This window comes from Streptomyces sp. NPDC058650, assembly GCF_042717315.1.
Lineage (GTDB): Bacteria > Actinomycetota > Actinomycetes > Streptomycetales > Streptomycetaceae > Streptomyces.
Genome location: NZ_JBHXRL010000001.1, coordinates 18,820 through 41,615, shown reverse-complemented (window position 1 = coordinate 41,615; position 22,796 = coordinate 18,820). Strand labels below are relative to the sequence as shown.

At 71.8% G+C, this 22,796-nt stretch carries 21 protein-coding genes; 12 read left to right on the top strand and 9 right to left on the bottom strand.

Annotated features, from left to right (window positions below; translation table 11 throughout):
• The first annotated feature begins 139 nt into the window (after positions 1–139).
• The 9 genes from panC (at position 140) to ACFWWU_RS00145 (ending at position 7,287) form a co-directional block, all read left to right on the top strand.
• Positions 140–1,144: a pantoate--beta-alanine ligase gene (gene panC / locus ACFWWU_RS00185; protein ID WP_384138359.1), complete on the top strand. Its 1,005-nt coding sequence runs from the start codon at positions 140–142 to the stop codon at positions 1,142–1,144.
• Positions 1,141–2,937, top strand: coding sequence for an L-aspartate oxidase (locus ACFWWU_RS00180; protein WP_384137271.1), 1,797 nt, complete (start codon positions 1,141–1,143; stop codon positions 2,935–2,937). Before panC ends, ACFWWU_RS00180 begins: the two co-directional genes overlap by 4 nt.
• Complete coding sequence (gene nadC / locus ACFWWU_RS00175; protein WP_384137269.1) at positions 2,938–3,957, top strand: carboxylating nicotinate-nucleotide diphosphorylase; 1,020 nt, start codon at positions 2,938–2,940, stop codon at positions 3,955–3,957. It abuts the gene before it with no gap.
• On the top strand, positions 3,957–4,763 hold the full coding sequence (locus ACFWWU_RS00170; RefSeq protein WP_024757554.1) for a type III pantothenate kinase: 807 nt from the start codon (positions 3,957–3,959) through the stop codon (positions 4,761–4,763). The genes nadC and ACFWWU_RS00170 overlap by 1 nt, the downstream gene beginning before the upstream one ends.
• Positions 4,764–4,889: 126 nt before the next feature.
• A complete protein-coding gene (locus tag ACFWWU_RS00165; RefSeq protein ID WP_384137268.1) occupies positions 4,890–5,495 on the top strand; it encodes a hypothetical protein in 606 nt (201 codons plus the stop codon).
• Positions 5,496–5,509: 14 nt separating this feature from the next.
• On the top strand, positions 5,510–5,689 hold the full coding sequence (locus ACFWWU_RS00160) for a hypothetical protein (protein WP_384137266.1): 180 nt from the start codon (positions 5,510–5,512) through the stop codon (positions 5,687–5,689).
• Between the two features lie 130 nt (positions 5,690–5,819).
• A complete protein-coding gene (locus ACFWWU_RS00155; RefSeq protein WP_384137264.1) occupies positions 5,820–6,257 on the top strand; it encodes a BlaI/MecI/CopY family transcriptional regulator in 438 nt (145 codons plus the stop codon).
• A 9-nt stretch (positions 6,258–6,266) separates the two neighbouring features.
• Positions 6,267–6,812: an amino-acid N-acetyltransferase gene (locus ACFWWU_RS00150; RefSeq protein WP_384137262.1), complete on the top strand. Its 546-nt coding sequence runs from the start codon at positions 6,267–6,269 to the stop codon at positions 6,810–6,812.
• 142 nt (positions 6,813–6,954) lie between these two features.
• On the top strand, positions 6,955–7,287 hold the full coding sequence (locus ACFWWU_RS00145; RefSeq protein ID WP_384137260.1) for an Lsr2 family protein: 333 nt from the start codon (positions 6,955–6,957) through the stop codon (positions 7,285–7,287).
• Here the strand turns inward: ACFWWU_RS00145 and ACFWWU_RS00140 are convergent.
• Complete coding sequence (locus tag ACFWWU_RS00140; RefSeq protein ID WP_384137258.1) at positions 7,266–7,874, bottom strand: SCO3374 family protein; 609 nt, start codon at positions 7,872–7,874, stop codon at positions 7,266–7,268. The two genes, ACFWWU_RS00145 and ACFWWU_RS00140, sit on opposite strands and share 22 nt — an antisense overlap.
• A 472-nt stretch (positions 7,875–8,346) precedes the next feature.
• Between ACFWWU_RS00140 and ACFWWU_RS00135 the strand changes: the two genes are divergently transcribed.
• Complete coding sequence (locus tag ACFWWU_RS00135) at positions 8,347–10,869, top strand: ATP-dependent Clp protease ATP-binding subunit (protein ID WP_384137257.1); 2,523 nt, start codon at positions 8,347–8,349, stop codon at positions 10,867–10,869.
• Between the two features lie 60 nt (positions 10,870–10,929).
• On the opposite strand, the gene ACFWWU_RS00130 is transcribed toward ACFWWU_RS00135, so the two are convergent.
• Positions 10,930–13,698 (bottom strand): NACHT domain-containing protein, encoded by a 2,769-nt coding sequence (locus ACFWWU_RS00130; RefSeq protein WP_384137255.1) that lies wholly within the window; start codon positions 13,696–13,698, stop codon positions 10,930–10,932.
• A gap of 477 nt (positions 13,699–14,175) precedes the next feature.
• Between ACFWWU_RS00130 and ACFWWU_RS00125 the strand changes: the two genes are divergently transcribed.
• On the top strand, positions 14,176–14,904 hold the full coding sequence (locus ACFWWU_RS00125; RefSeq protein WP_384137253.1) for a M23 family metallopeptidase: 729 nt from the start codon (positions 14,176–14,178) through the stop codon (positions 14,902–14,904).
• A gap of 6 nt (positions 14,905–14,910) precedes the next feature.
• Here the strand turns inward: ACFWWU_RS00125 and ACFWWU_RS00120 are convergent, their stop codons facing one another.
• Positions 14,911–15,474, bottom strand: coding sequence for a TetR/AcrR family transcriptional regulator (locus tag ACFWWU_RS00120; protein WP_384137251.1), 564 nt, complete (start codon positions 15,472–15,474; stop codon positions 14,911–14,913).
• A gap of 103 nt (positions 15,475–15,577) precedes the next feature.
• Here ACFWWU_RS00120 and ACFWWU_RS00115 point away from each other — a divergent pair, with 103 nt between their 5' ends.
• On the top strand, positions 15,578–17,155 hold the full coding sequence (locus ACFWWU_RS00115; protein WP_384137250.1) for an MDR family MFS transporter: 1,578 nt from the start codon (positions 15,578–15,580) through the stop codon (positions 17,153–17,155).
• Positions 17,156–17,237: 82 nt separating this feature from the next.
• On the opposite strand, the gene cseC is transcribed toward ACFWWU_RS00115, so the two are convergent.
• The 6 genes from cseC to ACFWWU_RS00085 form a co-directional block, all read right to left on the bottom strand.
• Positions 17,238–18,557 carry a two-component system sensor histidine kinase CseC gene (gene cseC, locus ACFWWU_RS00110; RefSeq protein ID WP_384138357.1) on the bottom strand — a complete coding sequence of 440 codons (1,320 nt, stop codon included), beginning with the start codon at positions 18,555–18,557 and terminating at the stop codon, positions 17,238–17,240.
• Positions 18,558–18,578: 21 nt separating this feature from the next.
• On the bottom strand, positions 18,579–19,277 hold the full coding sequence (gene cseB, locus ACFWWU_RS00105) for a two-component system response regulator CseB (protein ID WP_384137248.1): 699 nt from the start codon (positions 19,275–19,277) through the stop codon (positions 18,579–18,581).
• A gap of 135 nt (positions 19,278–19,412) precedes the next feature.
• On the bottom strand, positions 19,413–20,204 hold the full coding sequence (locus ACFWWU_RS00100; RefSeq protein ID WP_384137246.1) for a hypothetical protein: 792 nt from the start codon (positions 20,202–20,204) through the stop codon (positions 19,413–19,415).
• Positions 20,192–20,764 (bottom strand): SigE family RNA polymerase sigma factor, encoded by a 573-nt coding sequence (locus ACFWWU_RS00095; protein WP_376413499.1) that lies wholly within the window; start codon positions 20,762–20,764, stop codon positions 20,192–20,194. The genes ACFWWU_RS00100 and ACFWWU_RS00095 overlap by 13 nt, the downstream gene beginning before the upstream one ends.
• A gap of 192 nt (positions 20,765–20,956) precedes the next feature.
• On the bottom strand, positions 20,957–21,883 hold the full coding sequence (locus ACFWWU_RS00090; protein ID WP_384137244.1) for an A/G-specific adenine glycosylase: 927 nt from the start codon (positions 21,881–21,883) through the stop codon (positions 20,957–20,959).
• 32 nt (positions 21,884–21,915) lie between these two features.
• Complete coding sequence (locus tag ACFWWU_RS00085) at positions 21,916–22,611, bottom strand: phosphatase PAP2 family protein (protein ID WP_384137242.1); 696 nt, start codon at positions 22,609–22,611, stop codon at positions 21,916–21,918.
• Between the last annotated feature and the right edge of the window lie 185 nt (positions 22,612–22,796).

Sequence of the window (22,796 nt, the reverse complement as noted above, 5' to 3'; positions counted from 1 at the left end):
CGAGCGCGCCGGGACCGCCGGTACCGCCGAGCGCGCCGGGACCGCCGGTACCGCCGAGCGCGCCGGGACCGCCGGTACCGCCGCGTCCACCCACGCCGCCGACGGCCGCCGCCCCGTCCGCCACCAGCCCGCCGCGCTGATGCCGACGGTCGCGGACCTCCAGGACGCCGCCGCCCGCCACGGTCTGCCCGGCCGCAACGCCGTCGTCATGACCATGGGCGCCCTCCACGAGGGCCACGCCACCCTGATCCGTACCGCCCGCGAGCGCGTCGGCGCCCAGGGCTTCGTCGTCGTCACCGTCTTCGTCAATCCGCTCCAGTTCGGCGCGGGCGAGGACCTCGACCGCTACCCCCGCACCCTCGAAGCCGACCTGGAGCTGGCCTTCGACGCCGGTGCGAGCGTCGTCTTCGCGCCCTCCGTCGACGAGGTCTACCCCGGCGGCGAGCCCCAGGTCCGGATCACCGCGGGCCCCATGGGCGAGCGCCTCGAAGGCGCCTCCCGGCCCGGCCACTTCGACGGCATGCTGACCGTCGTCGCCAAGCTCCTCCACCTCACCGCGCCCGACCTGGCCTTCTTCGGCCAGAAGGACGCCCAGCAGCTGGCCCTGATCCGCCGCATGGCCCGCGACCTGAACTTCCCGGTCGAGATCGTCGGCGTGGAGACCGTCCGCGAGACCGACGGCCTCGCCCTGTCCAGCCGCAACCGCTACCTGTCGGCCGAGGAGCGGCGTACGGCCCTCGCGCTGTCCGGCGCGCTGTTCGCCGCCCGCGAGCGGCTCGCCGCCCAGGAGGCGCTGCGCGCGCGTGCCGTCTCCCTGCCGGGTGCCCAGGGCCGGGCCGAGAACCGCGCCGAGGCGCTCTCGCGGCTCGGCGAGGCCCGGGCCGCCGCCGACGCCCACGCGGTCGCGCAGGCGGCCGAGGGCGGCGCCGCCGCAGCCGTCCGGGCCGCGGCCCGGACCGTCCTCGACGACGCGGCGAAGGCCGAGCCGCCGCTCACCCTCGACTACCTGGCCCTCGTCGACCCGGCCGACTTCACCGACGTCGCCGACGACCACGACGGCGAGGCGGTCCTCGCCGTCGCCGCGCGGGTGGGGACCACGCGGCTCATCGACAACATCCCCCTGACCTTCGGAGCCACCAAGTGACCGGAATACGGCTGCACGCGCCCGCACCCGGCTGGGCCATCGACGCCGATGTCGTCGTGGTCGGCTCCGGCGTCGCGGGCCTCACCGCCGCCCTGCGCTGCACCGCCGCCGGGCTCCGTACCGTCGTCGTCACCAAGGCCCGGCTCGACGACGGCTCCACCCGCTGGGCCCAGGGCGGCATCGCCGCCGCGCTCGGCGAGGGCGACACCCCCGAGCAGCACCTAGACGACACGCTCGTCGCCGGAGCGGGCCTCTGCGACGAGGAGGCCGTACGGCTCCTCGTCACCGAGGGCCCCGCCGCCGTCCGCCGCCTCATCGCGACCGGCGCCGACTTCGACAAGACCGCCGACGGCGAGATCGCGCTGACCCGCGAGGGCGGCCACCACCGCCGCCGGATCGCCCACGCCGGCGGCGACGCGACCGGCGCCGAGATCTCCCGCGCCCTCGTCGAGGCGATACGGGACCGGGGCGTGCGCACCATCGAGCACGCCCTCGTCCTGGACCTCCTGACGGACGCCGAGGGCCGTACGGCGGGCGTGACCCTGCACGTCATGGGCGAGGGCCAGCACGACGGCGTCGGAGCCGTCCACGCCCCCGCCGTGGTCCTCGCCACCGGCGGCATGGGCCAGGTCTTCTCCGCCACCACCAACCCGGCGGTCTCCACCGGCGACGGCGTCGCGCTCGCGCTGCGCGCCGGGGCCGAGGTCTCCGACCTGGAGTTCGTCCAGTTCCATCCGACGGTGCTCTTCCTCGGCGCCGACTCCGAGGGGCAGCAGCCGCTGGTCTCCGAGGCGGTCCGGGGCGAGGGCGCGCACCTGGTCGACGCCGACGGCGTCCGCTTCATGCTCGGGCAGCACGAGCTGGCCGAGCTCGCGCCCCGCGACATCGTCGCCAAGGCGATCATGCGCCGGATGCAGGAGCAGGGCGCCGAGCACATGTACCTCGACGCCCGCCACTTCGGCGCCGAGATGTGGGCGGAGCGCTTCCCCACGATCCTGGCCGCCTGCCGCTCCCACGGCATCGACCCGGTGACCGAGCCGATCCCGGTCGCTCCCGCCGCGCACTACGCCTCCGGCGGCGTCCGCACGGACCTGCGCGGCCGGACCACCGTCCCGGGCCTGTACGCGTGCGGCGAGGTCGCCTGTACGGGCGTCCACGGCGCCAACCGGCTCGCCTCGAACTCGCTCCTGGAGGGCCTGGTCTTCGCCGAGCGGATCGCCGAGGAGATCATCGAGGACCTCGGAGGGGGTCTCGGAGGGGACCTCGCCGGGGAGACCAGAAAGCCCGGGGAGACCGGAGAGCCCGGGGAGACCGGAGTGACCGGGGAGACCACGGCCGCCGCGCCGCGCGTGCCCGGCGCGCCCGTGCCGCACCCGGCCCCGGTGACCCTGCCGCTGCCGGTGGCCGGAGCCCGGACCCGTATCCAGCGGGTCATGACGGCCGGCGCCGGAGTGCTCCGCTCCGAGCGCAGTCTGCGGGAGGCGGCCGAGGCCCTCGACGCCCTGCACAGCGACGCCGTGGCGGGCGGCACCGACGACACCAAGTCGGCCGAGCCCGGCGTGGAGTCCTGGGAGACCACCAACCTGCTGTGCGTCGGCCGGGTCCTGGTCGCCGCCGCCCGCCGCCGCGAGGAGACCCGCGGCTGCCACTGGCGCGAGGACCACCCGGACCGGGACGACGCGGCCTGGCACCGGCACCTCGTCGTCCGCCTCACCCCGGAGCGGACCCTCGACGTCCGCACCACCGACACCCCCGACTTTCCCCCCACCCTCGACGCCCCCAGGGAGCCGTAAGTGACCACGCCCGAGGAAGCCCGTCCCGAGCCCGTGGACGTCCCTCTGATCCAGATCAGTGCCGCCCCCGCCGAAGCGGCCGGCGGCTGCGGCGACGGCTGCGGCTGCGGTGGCACCGAGGAGTTCGAGTGCGGGCTCGATCCCGCGCTCGCCGAGCTCCTCGCGGACGCCGGCCTCGACCCCGTACAGGTCGAGGACATCGCCCACCTCGCGATCGCCGAGGACCTCGACGGCGGCGTGGACGTGACGACCGTCGCGACCGTCCCCGAGGAGGCCGTCGCCACCGCCGACTTCGCCGCCCGCGAGGCCGGTGTCGTGGCGGGCCTGCGGGTCGCCGAGGCCGTCCTCTCGATCGTCTGCACGGACGAGTTCGAGGTCGAGCGGCACGTCGAGGACGGCGCGCGCGTCGAGGCCGGGGAGACGCTCCTCAGCGTCACCGCCCGCACCCGCGACCTGCTCACCGGCGAGCGCAGCGCGCTCAACATCCTCTGCCGCCTCTCCGGCATCGCCACCGCCACGCGCGCGTGGGCGGACGCACTGGAGGGCACGAAGGCCAAGGTCCGCGACACCCGCAAGACGACCCCGGGCCTGCGCGCCCTGGAGAAGTACGCGGTGCGCTGCGGCGGCGGCGTCAACCACCGCATGTCGCTCTCCGACGCGGCCCTCGTGAAGGACAACCACGTGGTGGCGGCCGGCGGCGTGGCCCAGGCCTTCAAGGCCGTACGGGAGCTGTTCCCGGAGGTCCCGATCGAGGTCGAGGTCGACACGCTGCACCAGGTCCGCGAGGTCCTGGACGCGGGCGCCGACCTGATCCTGCTCGACAACTTCACCCCGGCGGAGACCGAGGAGGCCGTCGCCCTCGTCGCCGGCCGCGCGGTCCTGGAGTCCTCGGGCCGGCTGACCCTGGAGAACGCGGCGGCGTACGCGGCGACCGGCGTCGACTACCTGGCGGTCGGCGGCCTCACCCACTCCTCCCCGATCCTCGACATCGGCCTCGACCTGCGCGAGGTGCGGGCCTGATGCTGCTCACCATCGACGTCGGCAACACGCACACGGTCCTCGGCCTCTTCGACGGCGAGGAGATCGTCGAGCACTGGCGGATCTCCACGGACCCGCGCCGGACCGCCGACGAGATGGCGGTCCTGCTCCAGGGCCTCATGGGCATGCACCCGCTGCTCGGCGTCGAGCTGAGCGACGGCATCGAGGGGATCGCCATCTGCGCGACGGTCCCCTCGGTGCTGCACGAGCTGCGCGAGGTGACCCGCCGGTACTACGGGGACGTCCCGGCGGTCCTGGTGGAGCCGGGCGTCAAGACGGGCGTCCCGGTCATCACCGACAACCCGAAGGAGGTCGGCGCGGACCGCGTGATCAACGCGGCCGCGGCGGTCGAGCTGTACGGCGGTCCGGCGATCGTCGTCGACTTCGGCACGGCGACGACGTACGACGCGGTCACCGCGCGCGGCGAGTACGCGGGCGGGGCGATCGCGCCGGGCATCGAGATCTCGGTCGAGGCGCTGGGCGTGAAGGGGGCCATGCTCCGCAAGATCGAGCTGGCCCGCCCGCGGAACGTGATCGGCAAGAACACGGTCGAGGCGATGCAGTCGGGCATCATCTACGGCTACGCGGGCCAGGTCGACGGCGTGGTCGCCCGGATGAAGCGCGAGCTCGTCGGCCCGCAGGGCGACCCCTCCGACGTGACGGTGATCGCGACGGGCGGTCTGGCCCCGATGGTCCTCGGCGAGTCGACGGAGATCGACGAGCACGAGCCCTGGCTGACCCTGATCGGCCTGCGGCTCGTGTACGAGCGGAACGTCTCCCGGATGTGAGAGCGACCGCCCGGCGATCGTTCCGACGGCGATCATTCCGGCGCGCCGGAATGATCGCTAAGAGAAAATTGTCCGATTAGCGCGTATCGTCGGCCCATGCCCACGCCATACGGATCTCGCGGCGGCATGGCATTCAGTGCGGACGAGCTGCGTGTGCTCCGACGCGCCCTTGCCATCGCCCTCCACCCTGCCCCCCTCCAGGACGAGGACGTCCAGGACTGCCTGCGCCTGGCCGAATCCGTGGACGAGGCGGTACGCGAGGCCGGCCGGCTGCGCGCCTTCCTCCTCGACGACCTGGCCCGCTACCGCGAGGCCCTCCCCGGCTCGCTCACCGGCTACCTGGGCCTCCTCCGGGACGCGCTGAACGCCGGGTACGACCCCGGGGTCGACGACCTCGCCGCCCTGCGCGCCCTGCGCGGCGACCAGGCCGCCGCCGAGCTGCTCGCCCGCTGCCGGATCCTCGCCGAGCGCTCCGTACGGGCCAGGCTCGCCCGGGTCTCCCAGGCGACCGGCTCCCTCGCCCCCGCGGCCGTGCCCGTCGGCGCGGCGATCGCGCCCCGGGCGCGGCTGCTCGCCCTCCCCGGCGGGCGCGCGGCGGCCGGGGAGCCGAAGCCGAACCCGCCGTCCGGCCCCACCCCCGGTGAGCGGCCGGTGCCCAAGCCCTCCGAGGTGTTCCCGCCGCGCCGGCGGCCCGTACCCCCGCCCCCGCCCGAGGAACGGGTCGCCGGATAGCTACTCTGGTCGGCATGGACTACGTATCCGCGCTCCTGCCCCCCGTCGTGATGGCCGCGTTCTTCATCGGCCTCGTCGTCACGATCGTCAAGAGCCAGGGCGGCCCGAACAAGGCCAAGGAGGACGCGGTCGTCGACGCCGCCTTCGCCCGCGCCGAGGCCACCCGCCAGGCGGACGGCACCACCGTCTCCTAGGTTCCGCGGCCAGGCCCCGAGCAACCCCGCACCACCGGGACGTGCGACCTCTCGAGGTCGTGCGTCCTTTTTGTTGCGTTTCTCCATGGAAATAGCCGCTTATCAACTCTTTGCGAACTATGGTGGCACTGTGCCCCGTCCATTGGGAGAGCTTGAGGACGCCGTCATGACGCGCGTCTGGCAATGGAACCGCCCGGTGACCGTCCGGGAAGTTCTGGAAGACCTCCAGCAGGAACGGTCCATCGCCTACACCACCGTCATGACCGTCATGGACAATCTCCATCAGAAGGGCTGGGTGCGCAGGGAAGTCGACGGCCGCGCCTATCGATATACGGCGGTCTCCACCCGGGCTGCTTACTCGGCCGCGCTGATGAACGAGGCATGGGCGCAGAGCGACAACCCCGCCTCCGCCCTCGTCGCCTTCTTCGGCATGATGTCGCAGGATCAGCGCGAGGCGCTGAACGACGCCATCCGTATCGTCCAGCGCGACGACAACCCGCTCCCCGCCCCGCCCGAAGAGGCCGGGGGCGACAAGGGCGCCGACGGATCCGGGGCGCAGGAGCGATAGCGTCCCCCCATGTCGCCGTCTGCTTCCCCGGCCGCTTCCGCGGCCTCCGCCAAAGCCGTCACCGTACGCAGGGCCCGCACCAGTGATGTCGCAGCGGTCCGCCGTCTCGTCGATCCTTTCGTCCGGCGCGGCATCCTTCTCGACAAGGCGACCGTGACCCTTTACGAGGCCATCCAGGAGTTCTGGGTCGCGGAACGCGACGAGGACGCCAAGGTCGTCGGTTGCGGCGCTCTGCACGTCATGTGGGAAGACCTCGCCGAAGTCCGCACACTCGCCGTCGATCCCGAGTTCAAGGGAGCCGGCGTCGGACATCAGGTGCTGGACAAGTTGTTGCACACCGCCCGATGGCTCGGGGTGCGGCGGGTATTCTGCCTGACCTTCGAAGTCGACTTCTTCGCGAAGCACGGCTTCGTCGAGATCGGCGAGACCCCGGTCGACGGAGATGTCTACAGCGAGCTCCTCCGTTCCTATGACGAGGGAGTCGCCGAGTTCCTCGGTCTCGAACGAGTGAAGCCGAACACCTTGGGCAACAGCCGCATGCTTCTGCACCTGTGAGCCGGAACCCCGGCGGCGGCTATGTCCGAATCGCGCATGTTTCCCGTGCCGTCGGGGTTCTGAACCTCTCCCAGGGGTTTGTGTTTTTCCGGGAAAAGCGGTTTCCTTTCCGCGTACTGCATTTTCGATGAAAGGAAATCCGGTGGCACAGAAGGTTCAGGTCCTTCTTGTCGACGACCTCGACGGCATCGAGGCGGACGAGACGGTGACGTTCGCGCTGGACGGCAAGACCTACGAGATCGACCTCACCACCGCAAACGCGGAAAAGCTCCGCGGCCTGCTCGAGCCGTACACCACGGGCGGCCGTCGGACCGGTGGCCGCACCACGGGCGGGCGCGGCAAGGGCCGTGTCGCGGCCGGCAGCCCCGACACCGCGAAGATCCGCGCGTGGGCCAAGGAGAACGGTTACGACGTGAACGACCGCGGTCGTGTGCCCGCGACCGTCAAGGCCGCTTACGAGGACGCGAACCGCTGAGGCGGCAGCTGCTGAGGCGCCGGGCCACCGGTCCGGGCACTCAGCAGCCGCACCCGGTGGCACTCCGCCGCGGCGGCGGCCACGAGGCGCACCAGGCAGGGGGCGTCCGCACCGCCCCAGGGTGCGGACCGGAGGGCCGGAAGCGAGGACTCGACCTCGCGCCCCGGCACGGGCGGCCGCAGCCAGACCGCGGCACCCGGCGCGCCGGAACCGCCCCGCCCCGGGGGAAGGGGCGCGGTCATCCGGCCGTCGGTGCCCAGGATCGCGAGATCCAGTGAGATCCCGCCCCACTCGAGCCAGTCGAGCAGCCCCGGGAGCTCCTCCGCGCTCCCCGCGGCCACGAGCAGCCGCATCCGGCGCCCCAGCACGGCCACCGGACCCGTCGCCGCGCCCATCCGGCGCAGGACGCCACGGCCGGCCGTGGCGGGCAGCTCCAGGACGTCGAAGCGCAGCCCCGTGACCAGCTGCACCGGGGGGCCCGGCACCGCCGCCCAGCCGAGCTCGTGCTCGTACCACCGCACCAGACCGTCGGCGCCGACGCCATCGCCGTCGAGCGGCGAGCGGGGAAACGGGACGGTGAAGGCCATGCCCTGCGCAACTCCCGCGAACCCCTCTTGGTTACGCCCATGACCCGTCCACGGTGACGTAGGGTCCCGCTCCGGATGCGCAAGGTGTCCGTGATGGGGCGTACGGGCGCATTCGGCAGCGCAAGGTTGTTCGCTGGTAGCGGAGGGAACCAGGGTGCGCCGCATGGAGTGTCAGTGCTTACGGGTAAGACATTCCTAGTGGGGAGGGGCGACTCGCGGGCTTCGGCGTCTCACGTTCGCCATCGGCGTACTCAAGGCGCGGGTAACTACTTGGCCTGCGGGAACATCGTCTCGCACCATCGGGTTGGAGCATTTGTCGGTTGTTCGGCGGCAGGTCTCCCCGCGGAAGAGGGGTGATCCGGACGGATGTCGGCAGTTGGAATGAGCGGTCCCCGCTTGCGGGACTAAGCTGCGGAAGGACAGGGAGGGGATCGACCCCTAACTGACTGACCGCTCTGAGGAGCGATTAACGATGTTCGAGAGGTTCACCGACCGCGCGCGGCGGGTTGTCGTCCTGGCTCAGGAAGAAGCCCGGATGCTCAACCACAACTACATCGGCACCGAGCACATCCTTCTGGGCCTTATCCACGAGGGTGAGGGTGTCGCCGCTAAGGCCCTGGAGAGCCTCGGGATTTCGCTCGAGGCGGTCCGCCAGCAGGTGGAGGAGATCATCGGACAGGGGCAGCAGGCCCCGTCCGGGCACATCCCCTTCACTCCTCGTGCCAAGAAGGTCCTGGAGCTCTCGCTCCGCGAGGCACTCCAGCTCGGCCACAACTACATCGGCACCGAGCACATCCTGCTCGGCCTGATCCGCGAGGGCGAGGGCGTCGCCGCCCAGGTCCTCGTGAAGCTGGGCGCCGACCTCAACCGGGTGCGGCAGCAGGTCATCCAGCTGCTCTCCGGCTACCAGGGCAAGGAAGCCGCCACGGCCGGCGGCCCTGCCGAGGGCACCCCCTCGACGTCCCTGGTCCTCGACCAGTTCGGCCGGAACCTCACCCAGGCGGCCCGCGAATCCAAGCTCGACCCGGTCATCGGGCGCGAGAAGGAGATCGAGCGGGTCATGCAGGTGCTGTCCCGCCGCACCAAGAACAACCCGGTCCTCATCGGCGAGCCCGGCGTCGGCAAGACCGCCGTCGTCGAGGGCCTGGCGCAGGCCATCGTCAAGGGCGAGGTGCCCGAGACCCTCAAGGACAAGCACCTCTACACCCTGGACCTCGGCGCGCTGGTCGCCGGCTCCCGCTACCGCGGTGACTTCGAGGAGCGCCTGAAGAAGGTCCTCAAGGAGATCCGCACCCGCGGCGACATCATCCTGTTCATCGACGAGCTCCACACCCTCGTGGGTGCGGGTGCCGCCGAGGGCGCGATCGACGCCGCCAGCATCCTCAAGCCGATGCTGGCCCGCGGTGAGCTCCAGACGATCGGTGCCACGACGCTCGACGAGTACCGCAAGTACCTGGAGAAGGACGCGGCCCTCGAGCGCCGCTTCCAGCCCATCCAGGTCGCCGAGCCGTCGCTGCCGCACACCATCGAGATCCTCAAGGGTCTGCGCGACCGGTACGAGGCCCACCACCGGGTCTCCATCACCGACGAGGCCCTCGTCCAGGCCGCGACCCTGGCCGACCGGTACATCTCGGACCGCTTCCTCCCGGACAAGGCGATCGACCTGATCGACGAGGCCGGCTCCCGGATGCGCATCCGCCGGATGACCGCGCCGCCGGACCTCCGCGAGTTCGACGAGAAGATCGCCGGCGTCCGCCGGGACAAGGAGTCCGCGATCGACTCGCAGGACTTCGAGAAGGCCGCCTCTCTCCGTGACAAGGAGAAGCAGCTCCTCGCCGCGAAGGCCAAGCGGGAGAAGGAGTGGAAGGCCGGCGACATGGACGTCGTCGCCGAGGTCGACGGCGAGCTCATCGCCGAGGTCCTCGCGACCGCCACCGGCATCCCGGTCTTCAAGCTGACCGAGGAGGAGTCCAGCCGCCTGCTCCGCATGGAGGACGAGCTCCACAAGCGCGTCATCGGGCAGAAGGACGCCGTCATCGGCCTCTCGCGGGCGATCCGCCGTACGCGAGCCGGTCTGAAGGACCCGAAGCGCCCCGGTGGCTCGTTCATCTTCGCCGGTCCGTCCGGTGTCGGTAAGACCGAGCTTTCGAAGGCTCTCGCCGAATTCCTCTTCGGCGACGAGGACGCGATGATCTCCCTCGACATGTCGGAGTTCAGCGAGAAGCACACGGTTTCCCGTCTCTTCGGTTCGCCGCCCGGATACGTCGGCTACGAAGAGGGCGGCCAGCTCACCGAGAAGGTGCGCCGCAAGCCGTTCTCCGTCGTCCTCTTCGACGAGGTCGAGAAGGCCCACCCCGATATCTTCAATTCCCTTCTCCAGATCCTGGAGGACGGTCGCCTGACCGACTCCCAGGGCCGGGTCGTGGACTTCAAGAACACGGTCATCATCATGACCACCAACCTCGGGACCAGGGACATCTCGAAGGGCTTCAACCTCGGCTTCGCGGCCCAGGGCGACACGAAGTCCAACTACGAGCGGATGAAGGCGAAGGTCAGCGACGAGCTGAAGCAGCACTTCCGCCCCGAGTTCCTCAACCGTGTGGACGACATCATCGTCTTCCCGCAGCTGACGCAGGACGACATCCTCCAGATCGTCGACCTGATGATCGGCCGCGTGGACGAGCGCCTGAAGGACCGGGACATGGGCCTCGAGCTCTCCCAGTCCGCGAAGGAGCTCCTCGCCAAGAAGGGCTACGACCCCGTGATGGGCGCCCGGCCGCTGCGCCGGACGATCCAGCGCGAGATCGAGGACACGCTGTCGGAGAAGATCCTCTTCGGCGAGCTGCGCCCCGGTCACATCGTGGTCGTGGACACGGAGGGCGAGGGCGCCGAGCGTACGTTCACGTTCCGCGGCGAGGAGAAGTCGGCTCTGCCGGACGCCCCGCCGATCGAGGCCACGGGCGGCACCGGCCCGAATCTCTCGAAGGACGCGTAACGCGCAGTCGGACAAAGGGGCGGCCCCGGAACCTGATGGTTCCGGGGCCGCCCCTTTTGCCTACTTGAGGATGCGGACGCCGGGTGGGAGGTGCTCGACGCCGATGAGTTCCGCCCTGTCGGGGACGTACAGCCGACCCAGCTGGTGAAGGGGCGCGAGGGGGGTCACGTCCCATCGGACGCCGGGCCCCGCGTGGAGAACGAGACTGTGGAGGTGGGGGAAGGCATCGGTGATCAGCCAGAAGGGGGGATCGGCGAAGTCGACGTCCAGTTCGAGCATGGTCAGCCGCGGCAGCCGGAGCGCTGCCAGGGCACCGAGCACCGAGTGGCCCTTGTCGTCGCCGAGCAGTCTGAGCCTTTGCGCGCCGGGCAGCAGAGGGTGGAGGAGGGCGAAGCCGCGCTCGGTGACACCCTCCCTGATGTCCAGGTACTCGGGCCGAAGACCGAGCCGCACCAGTGCGGCAGCCTGCTCGTCGGTCGCGACGGTGTAGGCGAGGCCGTCCGGGGCGAGGCCCGCGATGATCTCCTCGGCGTACTGCTCCGGGTCGAAGCGGGACCACCCCCAGACGAGCTGGGAGCGGACCAGGATGTTCGGGTGGCCGGCGAACCGGGCCAGATAGGGAATCGCCGCGTCGGCGGCGACATGGGTCGCCGCCGTCACCACCATCTGGGCCTCCCCATCGTGCAGCCCCTCCGGGCCCGGCAGGAGGTCGAGGACGAGGCGACCCACCCTGGCCAGCTCGCGTGCCTCGTCAAACCCGCGCGGCGGGATCACCTCCGCCGTGCGGGCCAGCAGCTCCTGCCGCACTTCCGGGGCCACCTCCGTCGCGTGCTCCAGGGCCGTCGCCGCCAGGATCACCAGCCGCAGCCGGATCCGGCGGTCCTCCGTCGCGTCCGCCGCGGTCAGCAGTTCGCGGAGGATCTCCGCGCACTCGCGTGGGCGCGCGTGGCCCACCGCCATGCGGAGGACGTCCTCCCACTGGTCGTCCGCCGCGTGCCGCACCAGGACGCCGATGTCCCAGCGGTCCACCAGGGCCTTGGCCGCCAGGTAGTCCTGGAACGTGCGGTGGACGAACTCGACCGTGTCGGCCGTCGGCTCGCGGAGCAGCCCGCTGCGGTGGAGGAGATGGGTGAAGACCGCGCCCGGGGGGTGGGCCGCCGCCTCCTGGACCGCCGGGACGGCCTCCGCGACGAGCGTCTCCGCGTGGGCGCGGTCCAGCGTCGTCCGGCCGTTGAGCGTGAGCCAGTACGCGAGCCGCTGGATCAGCTGGATCTGCGGGGCCTCGTCGAGCACGAGCCCGGACGGGGCGCCCATGTCCCGCTCGCGGTCGCGGCGGGTGAGGAGCATGGCGAGAGCGGCTTCGTAGAGCGCCTTGCGGCCACGGGGCAGGAAGCCGCGCCGGTCGCGGTGGAGCGCGCAGATCAGACCGCACATCAGGGGGTTGGTGGCGAGCTGGGCGACGTGCTCGGTGGTGCGGAGCGCGTCGAGGAGCGGCTGCTCGTACGGGGCGGCCTCCGGCCCGGCGGCCTGGTGCCAGCGGCGTACGAAGGTCGCGACCTCCGCCCGGGCCATGGGGGAGAGGGCCAGCTCGGTGAAGCCCTCGGGGGCCAGCCAGTCGTCCCGTACGGCCGTGGGCCGCGACGTCACGAGCCAGCGGTTGCCCTCGTACGCGTCGAGGAGCCCGCGGAGCCAGTCCCGGGCCCGGCCGCGCTCGGCCTCGGGGATCTCGTCGATGCCGTCCACGAGGACCAGACCCCGTCCGGCCGCCAGGACACGGTCGGCCCAGCCCTCGGGCGGCGTGAGCGGGCAGCCGGCGGCGGCGAGGAAGCGGTCGGGGGAGGGGAGCCGCTCGCCGTGGCGGGTGAGGGTGCGCAGGGGGAGGACGAACGGGACGCGGCCGTAGAGGTAGCCCATGCCGTCCGTCGGCTCCTTCGCCGTCGCGGAGGTCGTCAGCCACTGGACGAGCGTCGTCTTGCCCGCGCCGGCGAGTCCCCGCAGGAGGACCTTGTCGTGCCGGGCGAGGGCGAGGTCCGCGCGGAGAGGGACGGGTGCGTGCGGCGGGGGCAGCAGACCGTCCGCCGCGCCGTCCGCCGTGCCGCCATCGCCCGTCGCCTCCAGCGACAGGTACGCCACGTCCAGCGGCCACCGGTCCGGTGAGTCGTGCAGGTCGATCCCGTAGATGGTGAGGCGGCCGTGCTTCTTCGCCAGGTGGGCCAGGTACCGGCGCTCGAACTCCGCGTCCCGGCCGCCGACGTGCGGCGTGCGGGTGAGGACGGCGTCGACCTTGGCGATGAGCTCCGCCTGGCCGCGGGTCTGCTCCACCAGGCTGCGCGCGATGAACGTGGACCGCCGGGTGAAGAACTCCAGGATGTGGAGGCAGGCCCACTCGGTCATCGACTCCAGATAGAGGACCGAGTCGGTGGAGAGGCCGTCGGGGGCCGGGGCCGCCGCCCGCAGGCGGCGGGCGAGGGCGCGGTGGCCGAGGCGGACGGCCTGGACGTCGTCCATGTCGAGCTCGCCGAGGGCGAGGAGGGTCGTCCCCAGGGTGTGGGCCACGGCCTCGGTCTCGTCCGCGGGGAACGGGGCCTCCCCGAACGGGGCCTCTCCGCGCTCGCCCCGGGAGCGCTCGACCAGCGTCGCCGCGAGCCCGCGGACGTCCTTCTCCGTGAGCGTGCGCTTCTCGCCGCGGAAGGAGAGGAGGCCGGAGAGCCGCACCGTGGGCGCGTTCCCGGTGAGCCCGGCGCCTGGACCGTCGCTGACCAGCAGTTTCTTGAGGAGTGGGCCGATCGCCGCCGAGGCGAGGCGGGTGCCGATGAGTGCCGGTTCCATGTGTGTCCCCCCGTGGGTCCCCGAAGCGGTCAGCGTAGTGCGGGACGGTCTTCCGGACGGCTCGGTTGCGTGACCCAGGTCCCATTCACGGTCGGCGCCGGGTGACAAGGCGCACAGGCGTTTCGAGGGGTACTAGCCGGAATAGTGGCGACCTTTGGTGGTGATTCGGGACGTTCAGGGATCAACCGTCGGGACTTTAGGCCTGAAGGGTCCCGAACCGGGCGCTGAGTGGCCTTTCGGGCAGTTCCGGCCCCCTTCGACGTGCGGATAAACGGGTTTCCTTGTGGCGGTATGTCCGGTTTCAGGAGTTGAAGCCAAAGCCGTCAAGGGTCGATCTCCCCCGGAGATCGCTACGACGCTATGTCGTAGATGGGGTGTTTTGGCCGAGGTGGGGGTCCGGGTTACCAAGGATGAGCAAGCCCGGCGCCACGCACCGTTCGCGTCGGGTCCCGTACTTCCCCGGAGGTTTTCCCCCGTATGTCGAAGCGCGTTATGAACCCCGCCGCCCGTGTCACCGCCGTCGCTCTCACCGTCGCCGGTCTGGGAGCGTCGCTGGTGGCCGGAGCAGGGTCCGCCTTCGCCGCCGAGGGCAAGGCCGTCGCCCCGGTCGCCGCGACCGCGTCCGCCGCCGTCGCGGCCCAGGCCGAGACCCAGGCCCACGTCGCCGCCCAGGTGAAGGCCGCCGCCGCGAAGGCCGCTGCCCAGCAGGCCGCCACCGCGAAGGCCGCCACCGCGAAGGCCGTCGCCGTGAAGGCCACCCCCGTGAAGGCCGCGAAGAAGGCGGCCCCGTCCTGGGTCAAGCCGGTCGCCTCGTACACCCTCTCCGCCAGCTACAACCAGGGCGGCGCCATGTGGGCCCACAAGCACTCCGGCCAGGACTTCGCCGTCCCGACCGGCACCCCGGTCAAGGCCGCGGGCGCGGGCACCGTCGTGAAGGCCGGCCCGAACGGCGGCGGCGACGGCCCGGCGTACGGAAACGCGATCGTCGTCAAGCACGCCAACGGCACGTACTCGCAGTACGCCCACCTGTCGAAGATCAAGGTCCACGTCGGCCAGAAGGTCGCCGCCGGTCACCAGATCGCCCTCTCGGGCAACACCGGCAACTCCTCCGGCCCGCACCTGCACTTCGAGATCCGCACCACCCCGAACTACGGCTCCTCCGTGAACCCGGCCGCCTTCCTGCGGTCGCACGGCGTGAGCATCTAAGCTCCGCTACCCGGCCCCGTGGGCCTGGTTCAGCAGATCGAGGGCGACCTCGAGGACGGCTTCGCGCTTCTCCTCGGAGTCGCCCTCGACGTTGTCCATGAAGAACATCCCCGCGTGGAGCGTGAAGATCGCGCTCACGCAGCGCACCCGGTCGCGCACGGTGAAGTCGGGCTCCTGGATCAGGCCGCTCAGCTCGAGCATCCGCTCCTTGAAGGTCAGGCCGATGCTCAGCTCGCGGACGGCCGCCTGGTTCTCCTGCATGAAGCGGAACAGCGGGTACGCGCTGATCAGGGACGCCTGGTAGCGGCGGAGGATCTCCTCCCTGACCTCCAGCGTGCGCGGCTGCTCCCGCGCCCATGCGATCAGCTCGTCCACGGGCCTGGTGAGGTCCTGGAAGATGCCGATGATGATGTCTTCCTTGGTCTTGAAGTGGTAGTAGAGCGCGGCCTTGGTGACGTCGAGGTGCTCGGCGATCTCGCGCAGCGAGGTCTTCTCGTAGCCCTGCTCGGCGAAGAGCGCGAGGGCCACGTCCTGGATGCGCTGGCGGGTGTTGCCTCGTGCCTGGGCCATGACTGGTCTCGCTCTCCGACTTTTACTTACTTGACGACCGGCAAGTTACGGGTCTACCGTCCCCATCCTAGTAACTAGCCGGGCGGCAAGTAAGGGGATGGCGATGGCGACCAGCGGGACAACGCAAGCGGCCGAGGAGAAGGTGCCGCCGGCGCGCAGCGTCCGCGTCGTCCTCCTCGCCCTGATGATCGCGATGCTGCTCGCGATGCTGGACAACATGATCATCGGCACCGCGATGCCGACGATTGTCGGCGAGCTCGGCGGCCTGGAGCACCTCTCCTGGGTCGTCACCGCCTACACCCTGGCCACCGCCGCCTCCACCCCGCTCTGGGGCAAGCTCGGCGACATGTTCGGCCGCAAGGGCGTCTTCCTCATTTCGATCGTGATCTTCCTGATCGGCTCGGCGCTCAGCGGCATGGCCCAGGACATGGGCCAGCTCATCGGCTTCCGTACGATCCAGGGCCTCGGCGCCGGCGGCCTCATGGTCGGCGTCATGGCCATCATCGGCGACCTGATCCCGCCCCGCGAGCGCGGCAAGTACCAGGGCATGATGGCCGGCGTCATGGCCCTCGCCATGATCGGCGGACCGCTCGTCGGCGGCACCATCACCGACCACTGGGGCTGGCGCTGGTCCTTCTACATCAACCTGCCGCTCGGCGCCGTCGCCCTCGCCATGGTCACCACCGTCCTGCACCTGCCGAAGAAGCAGCGCGTCGCGGGCACCCGGATCGACTTCCTCGGCGCCGCACTGCTGACCGTCGGCATCACCGCGATCGTCCTCGTCACCACCTGGGGCGGCACGGAGTACGCCTGGGGCTCGGCCACCATCGTCGGCCTCACGGTCGCCGGGCTCGCCTCCCTCGCCGCGTTCCTCTGGGTGGAGACCAAGGCCGAGGACCCGATCGTGCCGCTCCACATCTTCCGCAGCCGCAACTTCACCCTGATGTCCCTGATCGGCTTCATCACCGGCTTCGTGATGTTCGGCGCGGTCCTCTACCTGCCGATCTTCCAGCAGTCCGTCCAGGGCGCCTCGGCGACCAACTCCGGTCTCCTGCTCCTGCCGATGCTGATGGCGATGATGGTCGTCTCGCTGCTCGTCGGCCGGTTCACCACCAGCACCGGCAAGTACAAGATCTTCCCGATCGTCGGCGGCGTCCTCATGACCGCCGGCCTCTTCCTCCTCGCCACCATGGACACCGGCACCTCGCGGCCGGCGTCCGGCGTCTACATGGCGCTCCTCGGCGCCGGCATGGGCTTCCTCATGCAGATCACCATGCTCGTCGCGCAGAACAGCGTCGAGATGAAGGACATGGGCGTCGCCTCCTCCTCCACCACCCTCTTCCGGACCCTCGGCTCATCCTTCGGCGTCGCGATCATGGGCGCGCTCTTCACGAGCCGGGTCCAGGACGAGATGGCGGCGCGCGGCGGGTCCGGGCTCACCGAGCGGACCGCGCAGCTCGACGCGGCGAGCCTGGCCAAGCTTCCGGAGCCGCTGCGCGAGGCCTACCAGCACGCGGTCTCCGCCGGTACGCACTCCGCCTTCCTGGTCGCCGCGGCGGTCTCCGTCCTCGCCTTCGCCTTCGCCCTCTTCGTCAAGGAGGTGGCGCTGCGCGGCGCCGGACCGGCGGAGCCGAAGGCGACGGCGGGCGACGACGCCCCGAAGGTCGCCGAGACGGTCTGACGCCCGGGTGTACGCCGATGGTGGGGCTGGTCCCGAAAGGGGTCCGGCCCCACCGCCGTACACACGAGCGTCACGGACCGTGTCAGTCCGGCAGCTGCCCCAGCATCGGGAAACTGCCCGTGTTCGTCGGCGCGTGGTCCGGCAGCCACAGCACCGCGATCGCGCCGCCCACACCCTCCGGGGCCGTCGCGGAGGCCACGTTCCGGAAGGTCAGCCGGGCGCCGAGCACCCGCGCCTGGCCCGCCGCGATCGTCAGCCCCAGGCCGTGGCCCTGGCCCGCGCGGTCGCTCGTCCCCGTACGGAAGCGGCTCGGGCCCTCCTTGAGGAGCGCCTCCGGGAAGCCCGGACCGTGATCGCGGACCCGTACCACCCGGCCCTCGACCGTGACCTCCACCGGCGGCTTGCCGTGCTTGGCGGCGTTGGCGAGGAGATTGCCCAGGATGCGCTCCAGGCGGCGCGGGTCGGTGTTCACCCAGGACTCGTGGACGACCCGGACGACCACCTCCGGACCGAGCGCCCGCACCCGCCGCTCCACGAACTCGCCGAGCGCGATCTCCTGGAGCTCGGCCCGCTCCGACGCGCTGTCGAGCCGGGCCACCTCCAGGACGTCCTCGACCAGGGTCCGCATTGCCTGCGCCCGGTCCCGTACGAGCTCGGTCGGACGCCCCGGCGGCAGCAGCTCGGCCGCCGTGAGCAGCCCGGTCACGGGGGTGCGCAGCTCGTGCGCGATGTCCGCGGTGACCCGGCGCTCGGCCTCGATCCGCTCGTTCAGGGCGTCGGTCAGGGCGTCGACCGCCCGGGCCAGCTCGTCGGTCTCGTCCCGGACGACCCCGCCGATCGCGTCCCGTACTCGTACGTCCGTGTTGCCCTGGGCGACCCGCCCGGCCGCGGCGGCGGCCTTCCGCAGCCGCCGCGAGAGCTGGCCGCCGATGAGCACGCCGAGGGCGCAGCCGCCGAACACCACCGAGACCGAGCCGATGACGAGCGCCCGGTCCAGATCGCTCATGATCGCCGTGCTGCGGTCGGCGAAGGGTATGTGCAGCGACAGGACGTCGCCGTTGGCGAGCGGCACCGCGGCCCACACGTCGGGCGGCCCGCCGTGCCGGTGCTCCTGCACGAACGTGCCGCGCCGCCGGTCCCGCATCAGCTGGTCGAGCTGGGGCGGCAGCGCCGGGTCGTTGATCTTCGTGCCGAAGCGGGGCTCCTTCGGCTTCGACGTCTCGTACATCCGCTGGGCGAAGAGCAGCCGCTCCATCTGCACCTCGCGCGCGTTGTCGAGCATCGAGATGCGGGCGGCGTTGTGCACGACCACGCTCAGCGTGACCGCGATGAGCGCGCCGACCGCCGCGATGGCGACGGCGATCTTCCAGCGGACCCCGGTACGGAGGGCGAGCGGCTTCACGGGCCGGAAGGACACCGTTCCCTAGCCCTTGAGCTTGTAGCCGAAGCCCCGGACCGTCTCGATCCGGTCCTGGCCGATCTTGGCGCGCAGCCGCTGCACGTGGACGTCCACGACCCGGGTGTCACCGCCCCAGCCGTAGTCCCAGACCCGCTCCAGGAGCTTGTCCCGGGACAGCACGGTGCCCGGCGCGGACGAGAACTCCAGGAGCAGCCGCATCTCGGTCGGGGTCAGCGCCACCGGCGCCCCGTCCTTGCGGACCTCCATGCCCTCGGTGTCGACCTCCAGGTCGCCGAAGGCGAGCAGCCCGCCGCCGTCCGCCGACTCGTCCCCGTGCTCGTCGGCGCCGCCCGCGTGCCCGAAGCGCCGCAGGACGGCCCGGATGCGGGCCATGAGGACCGAGCCGTCGAAGGGCTTCGTGACGTAGTCGTCGGCCCCGGCCTCCAGGCCGAGGACGACGTCGATCGAGTCGGCGCGCGCCGACAGCATGATCACCGGCACGGTCGACTCGTCGCGGATGCGGCGGCAGAGGCTGACGCCGTCCATGCCCGGCAGCATCACGTCGAGGAGGGCGATGTCCGGCCGCTGCGCCCGGAAGGCGTCCAGGCCGGAGAGCCCGTCGGGCATCGCCGTGACCCGGAAGCCGTCCCGCTCCAGGGCGAGCTGGGTGGCCTCACGGATGACGTCGTCGTCCTCGACGAACAGGACATGGGTTTCGGCCATCGTGCGTGCCCTTCGGGGGTCTGTGCTGCTCTGTGCTGCTCTGTCGTGCGGGTGGTGCGGGTGGTGCGGGTGGTGCGGGTGGTGCGGGTGGTGCGGGTGGTGCGGGTAATGCGGGTGGTGCGGGTGTGGTGAGGATCAGCTCGGGGTGGGTTCGCTCGGCGCCGGCTCCACCGCGGCCTCGCCGTCCCCTACGGCGCGGCTGTAGTCGTTGTGCACCCAGTCGTGCTGGGTGAACTTGTTCCCCGACCAGCGGTACGTGATCACGTCCTCGCCCGAGGGATACGCGACCGGGTCGCCCTTCGCGTACACCTGTTTGGTGACGACGAGATCGCCGCGGTCGATCGTCGCGTAGACCGCCGCGTCCTCCGCCATGAACACGTTCTCGTAGCGGTCGCTCTGCTTCCGATAGACGTACGTGCCGATGCCGACGGCATCGCCGCAGGTCATCACGTTGACGACGACATCGGGGGCGGCGCTGCCCGTGAGGCTGCCGTAGGAGGCGTCCACCGGGTAGGCGTCCGCGACGCACGGCTTCAGATCCTCCTTGAGCCGCTCGCCGATCTTCGGGTCGGCCTTGAGCAGCGCGATCGGATCCACCCGCTCGGCGGACTGCGGACCGCTGGGCGCGGCGGGGGAGGAGGGGCTGGGCGCCGCCGCCGCGGTCTCGTCGACGCGGGCCGCGCCCTCGTCGCGGGAGCCCGTACCGCCGGTGGAGCAGGCGGCCATGGACAGCCCGACGGCGACGAGCCCGGCCGCCGCCGTGACGCTCGCCGCCTTGACGGTACGGCGAGGGCGGCGCCGCCCGATGCCGTACCGGTCGTCGCCGCCGTTCCCGCCGTTGCTCCAGCCGCGGCCCCTGCCGCTGCCGTCGTGTTCTCCGCCGTCGTGTTCTCTGCCGTCGTCGGAATCGGCGTCTAGGCCGCGCACCGCCCCCGCCCCCCTTCGTCACCTCGTACGTCCGCCCGCTCTCCCGTCCGTCCCAGGGCGCGGGCGTCGAGGTCGCGGCTCTCCAGCTCCTGGCGGAGCCGGGCCAGCGCGCGGTGGAGCGTCGACTTCACCGTACCCGTCGACATCCCGAGCGCGGCCGCCGTCTCCTCGGTGCTCATCTGCTCCCAGTGGCGGAGGACGACGACGCTGCGCTGCTTCGGCGCGAGCACCTTCAGGATGTCCATGAGGAGGGCCCGGTCGGCGTGCTGCTCGGTCGGGTCGTCGACGCTCGCGTCGGGCAGCTGCTCGGTGGGCACCTCTTCGAGCTTGCGGGAGCGCCACCACTCGGTCCGGGTGTTGATCATGACCCGGCGCAGGTAGGCGTCGGCGAGGGACTTGTCGGCGATGCCGTCCCAGCGGCCGTACGTCCGGGCCAGCGCGGTCTGGAGAAGGTCCTGGGCGTCGACCGGGTCGGGGACGAGACGACGGGCACTGCGCAGCAGCGCGTCCTGCCGCGTGCGTACGTACTCCTCGAAGTCGAGCACCTCTCCGTGCCTCATCCGAACCGCCTCCATCCCCGTGACCAGCCATTTCCTCGTGTCGTGGACGACGCTACGGAGGCTGTGTCACGGGGCTGTGCGGGGCAGCCGTCGGTGGACGCACGGCTACCCATCGGTTGTGTAACAGCGGGTACGGAGGGGGTTTCACGGCGGCTGCCGCTGGAGAGGGCGTGCCTCAGGGGAGCGGCTGCCTCAGGAGAGCGGCAGACGGTAGAGCCCGCCCTCCAGCGGTTCGACGAGACCGTCCGCGACCAGGCCGTCCAGGGCGCGGGCCCGCTGCACCGGCTCCTCCCAGACCGCGTCCAGGGCCTCCTGCCCGACCGGGTCCGTCGCCTCCCGCAGCACCGCGAGGAGCCGGCCCCGTACCTGCCGGTCCGTGCCCGCGTACGTCTGGCCGCGCCGCGGCGGGCCGTCGTGCGCCGGCTTCCCCGCCAGCTGCCACGCGCAGTGTTCGGCGATCGGGCAGCGCCCGCAGTCCTCGTTCCTCGCCGTGCACACCAGCGCACCCAGCTCCATCGACGCCGCGGCCCAGCGGGAGGCCGTCGCCTCGTCCGCCGGGAGCAGCGCCCTGGCGAGCCGGCGCTCGGCGGCCGTGGTCGCGTTCGGCGGGTACTGGACGCCGGTCGCCGCCCGCGCGAAGACCCGGCGCACATTGGTGTCCAGGACCGCGTGCCGCTGCCCGTACGCGAAGGAGGCCACCGCGGCCGCCGTGTACTCGCCGATGCCGGGCAGCGCGAGCAGCTGCCCGTGCTCGCGGGGGACGTCGCCGCGGTGGCGTTCCGTTATGGCCGTGGCCGCCGCGTGCAGGCGCAGGGCCCGGCGCGGATAGCCGAGCCGGCCCCAGGCGCGTACGGCCTCGCCGGGAGCCTCGGCGGCCAGGTCGGCCGGGCGCGGCCAGCGCGCGAGCCACTGCTCGTACACCGGAAGGACCCGGACGACGGGGGTCTGCTGGAGCATGAACTCGCTGACCATCACCCCCCAGGCTCCGGCTTCGGGGCGGCGCCAGGGCAGGTCACGGGCGTGCCGGTCGAACCAGGCGAGGACGGGCCCGTGCAGCTCCGGGGGGAGCGAGGGAGCTACGGGGGCCGTGGGACCGGGGGGAGTGTCGATGGAAGTCATGGCACTCCGATCCTGGCACGTCCGAGGCGTGATCAGTGCGCGCCGTGGCGCGAGCGCTCGGGCCGGTCGGCGCGCGCGGAGGCGTGCGCCGGGAGCCCGCCGTGGGCGTGCGCCCGTGGTCCGCGCCCCGCGCACCACACGACGGCCGAGCTCCGGCTCGACCTGGCCGTGTCCACCAGGGAGCGCACCGGCCGCTCCGCCGCCCGCATGACGAGGACGGCGACCAGAGCACCGAGCAGCAGGCCGGCGGTCACGTCGTGCGGGTAGTGGACGCCGACGAAGACCCGGGAGAACGCCATGAGCAGCGCCATCGGCGCGGTCAGCCAGGCCATCCCGCGCCAGGACAGGGCGAGTGCGATCGCGGCGGCGCCGGCGATGGCCGAGTGGTTGCTCGGGAAGGACCAGTCGCCGTACGGCGGGCACTCCACGAGTGCGGTGGGCGCCCCGAGGACCGCGCGGCACGGCCGCTCCTCGTCGATCAGCGACTTCAGCCCCTCGCTCACCACGTAACCGAAGGCGGTGGCGAGCGGGGCGAGCAGCGCGAGCGCCATCATCCGGCTCGATCCGTCACGGGAGCGCCACCAGCCGGCCAGGAACAGTACGCCGAAGAGCAGCAGTCCTGCCTCGGTCCACACCTCCGCGAGCCACTGGAACCAGTGCGGGGTGGAGTGGGCGAGGTCGGCGACGTCGAGGTAGAGCCGATCGGAGAGGTCGAGGAGGGAGTCCATGGTGGACGACGCTAACCGGAATTCGGAGCCCGCCGCCCCGGGCCAACGTCCAGAGCGACCCCCGACGAAAGTGGGGGGCCCGCCGGATCCCGGTGATTCCCCGCCGCTTCAGGCCTGTTCCGGAAAAGTTCCCGGCACGGAAGGATGTGATCATCGGCAAAACTTGATGCCTCGGGCGGCGGGTG

Bases quoted from the DNA above. Each gene is read 5' to 3' on its own strand.
- ACFWWU_RS00130 (WP_384137255.1), bottom strand. From the start codon at position 13,698: ATGGAACCGGCACTCATCGGCACCCGCCTCGCCTCGGCGGCGATCGGC.
- ACFWWU_RS00140 (WP_384137258.1), bottom strand. From the start codon at position 7,874: ATGGCCTTCACCGTCCCGTTTCCCCGCTCGCCGCTCGACGGCGATGGC.
- ACFWWU_RS00090 (WP_384137244.1), bottom strand. From the start codon at position 21,883: ATGACTTCCATCGACACTCCCCCCGGTCCCACGGCCCCCGTAGCTCCC.
- ACFWWU_RS00085 (WP_384137242.1), bottom strand. From the start codon at position 22,611: ATGGACTCCCTCCTCGACCTCTCCGATCGGCTCTACCTCGACGTCGCC.
- ACFWWU_RS00170 (WP_024757554.1), top strand. From the start codon at position 3,957: ATGCTGCTCACCATCGACGTCGGCAACACGCACACGGTCCTCGGCCTC.
- ACFWWU_RS00160 (WP_384137266.1), top strand. From the start codon at position 5,510: ATGGACTACGTATCCGCGCTCCTGCCCCCCGTCGTGATGGCCGCGTTC.
- ACFWWU_RS00135 (WP_384137257.1), top strand. From the start codon at position 8,347: ATGTTCGAGAGGTTCACCGACCGCGCGCGGCGGGTTGTCGTCCTGGCT.
- ACFWWU_RS00095 (WP_376413499.1), bottom strand. From the start codon at position 20,764: ATGAGGCACGGAGAGGTGCTCGACTTCGAGGAGTACGTACGCACGCGG.
- ACFWWU_RS00165 (WP_384137268.1), top strand. From the start codon at position 4,890: ATGGCATTCAGTGCGGACGAGCTGCGTGTGCTCCGACGCGCCCTTGCC.
- ACFWWU_RS00150 (WP_384137262.1), top strand. From the start codon at position 6,267: ATGTCGCCGTCTGCTTCCCCGGCCGCTTCCGCGGCCTCCGCCAAAGCC.
- ACFWWU_RS00125 (WP_384137253.1), top strand. From the start codon at position 14,176: ATGTCGAAGCGCGTTATGAACCCCGCCGCCCGTGTCACCGCCGTCGCT.
- ACFWWU_RS00120 (WP_384137251.1), bottom strand. From the start codon at position 15,474: ATGGCCCAGGCACGAGGCAACACCCGCCAGCGCATCCAGGACGTGGCC.
- panC (WP_384138359.1), top strand. From the start codon at position 140: ATGCCGACGGTCGCGGACCTCCAGGACGCCGCCGCCCGCCACGGTCTG.
- cseB (WP_384137248.1), bottom strand. From the start codon at position 19,277: ATGGCCGAAACCCATGTCCTGTTCGTCGAGGACGACGACGTCATCCGT.
- ACFWWU_RS00115 (WP_384137250.1), top strand. From the start codon at position 15,578: ATGGCGACCAGCGGGACAACGCAAGCGGCCGAGGAGAAGGTGCCGCCG.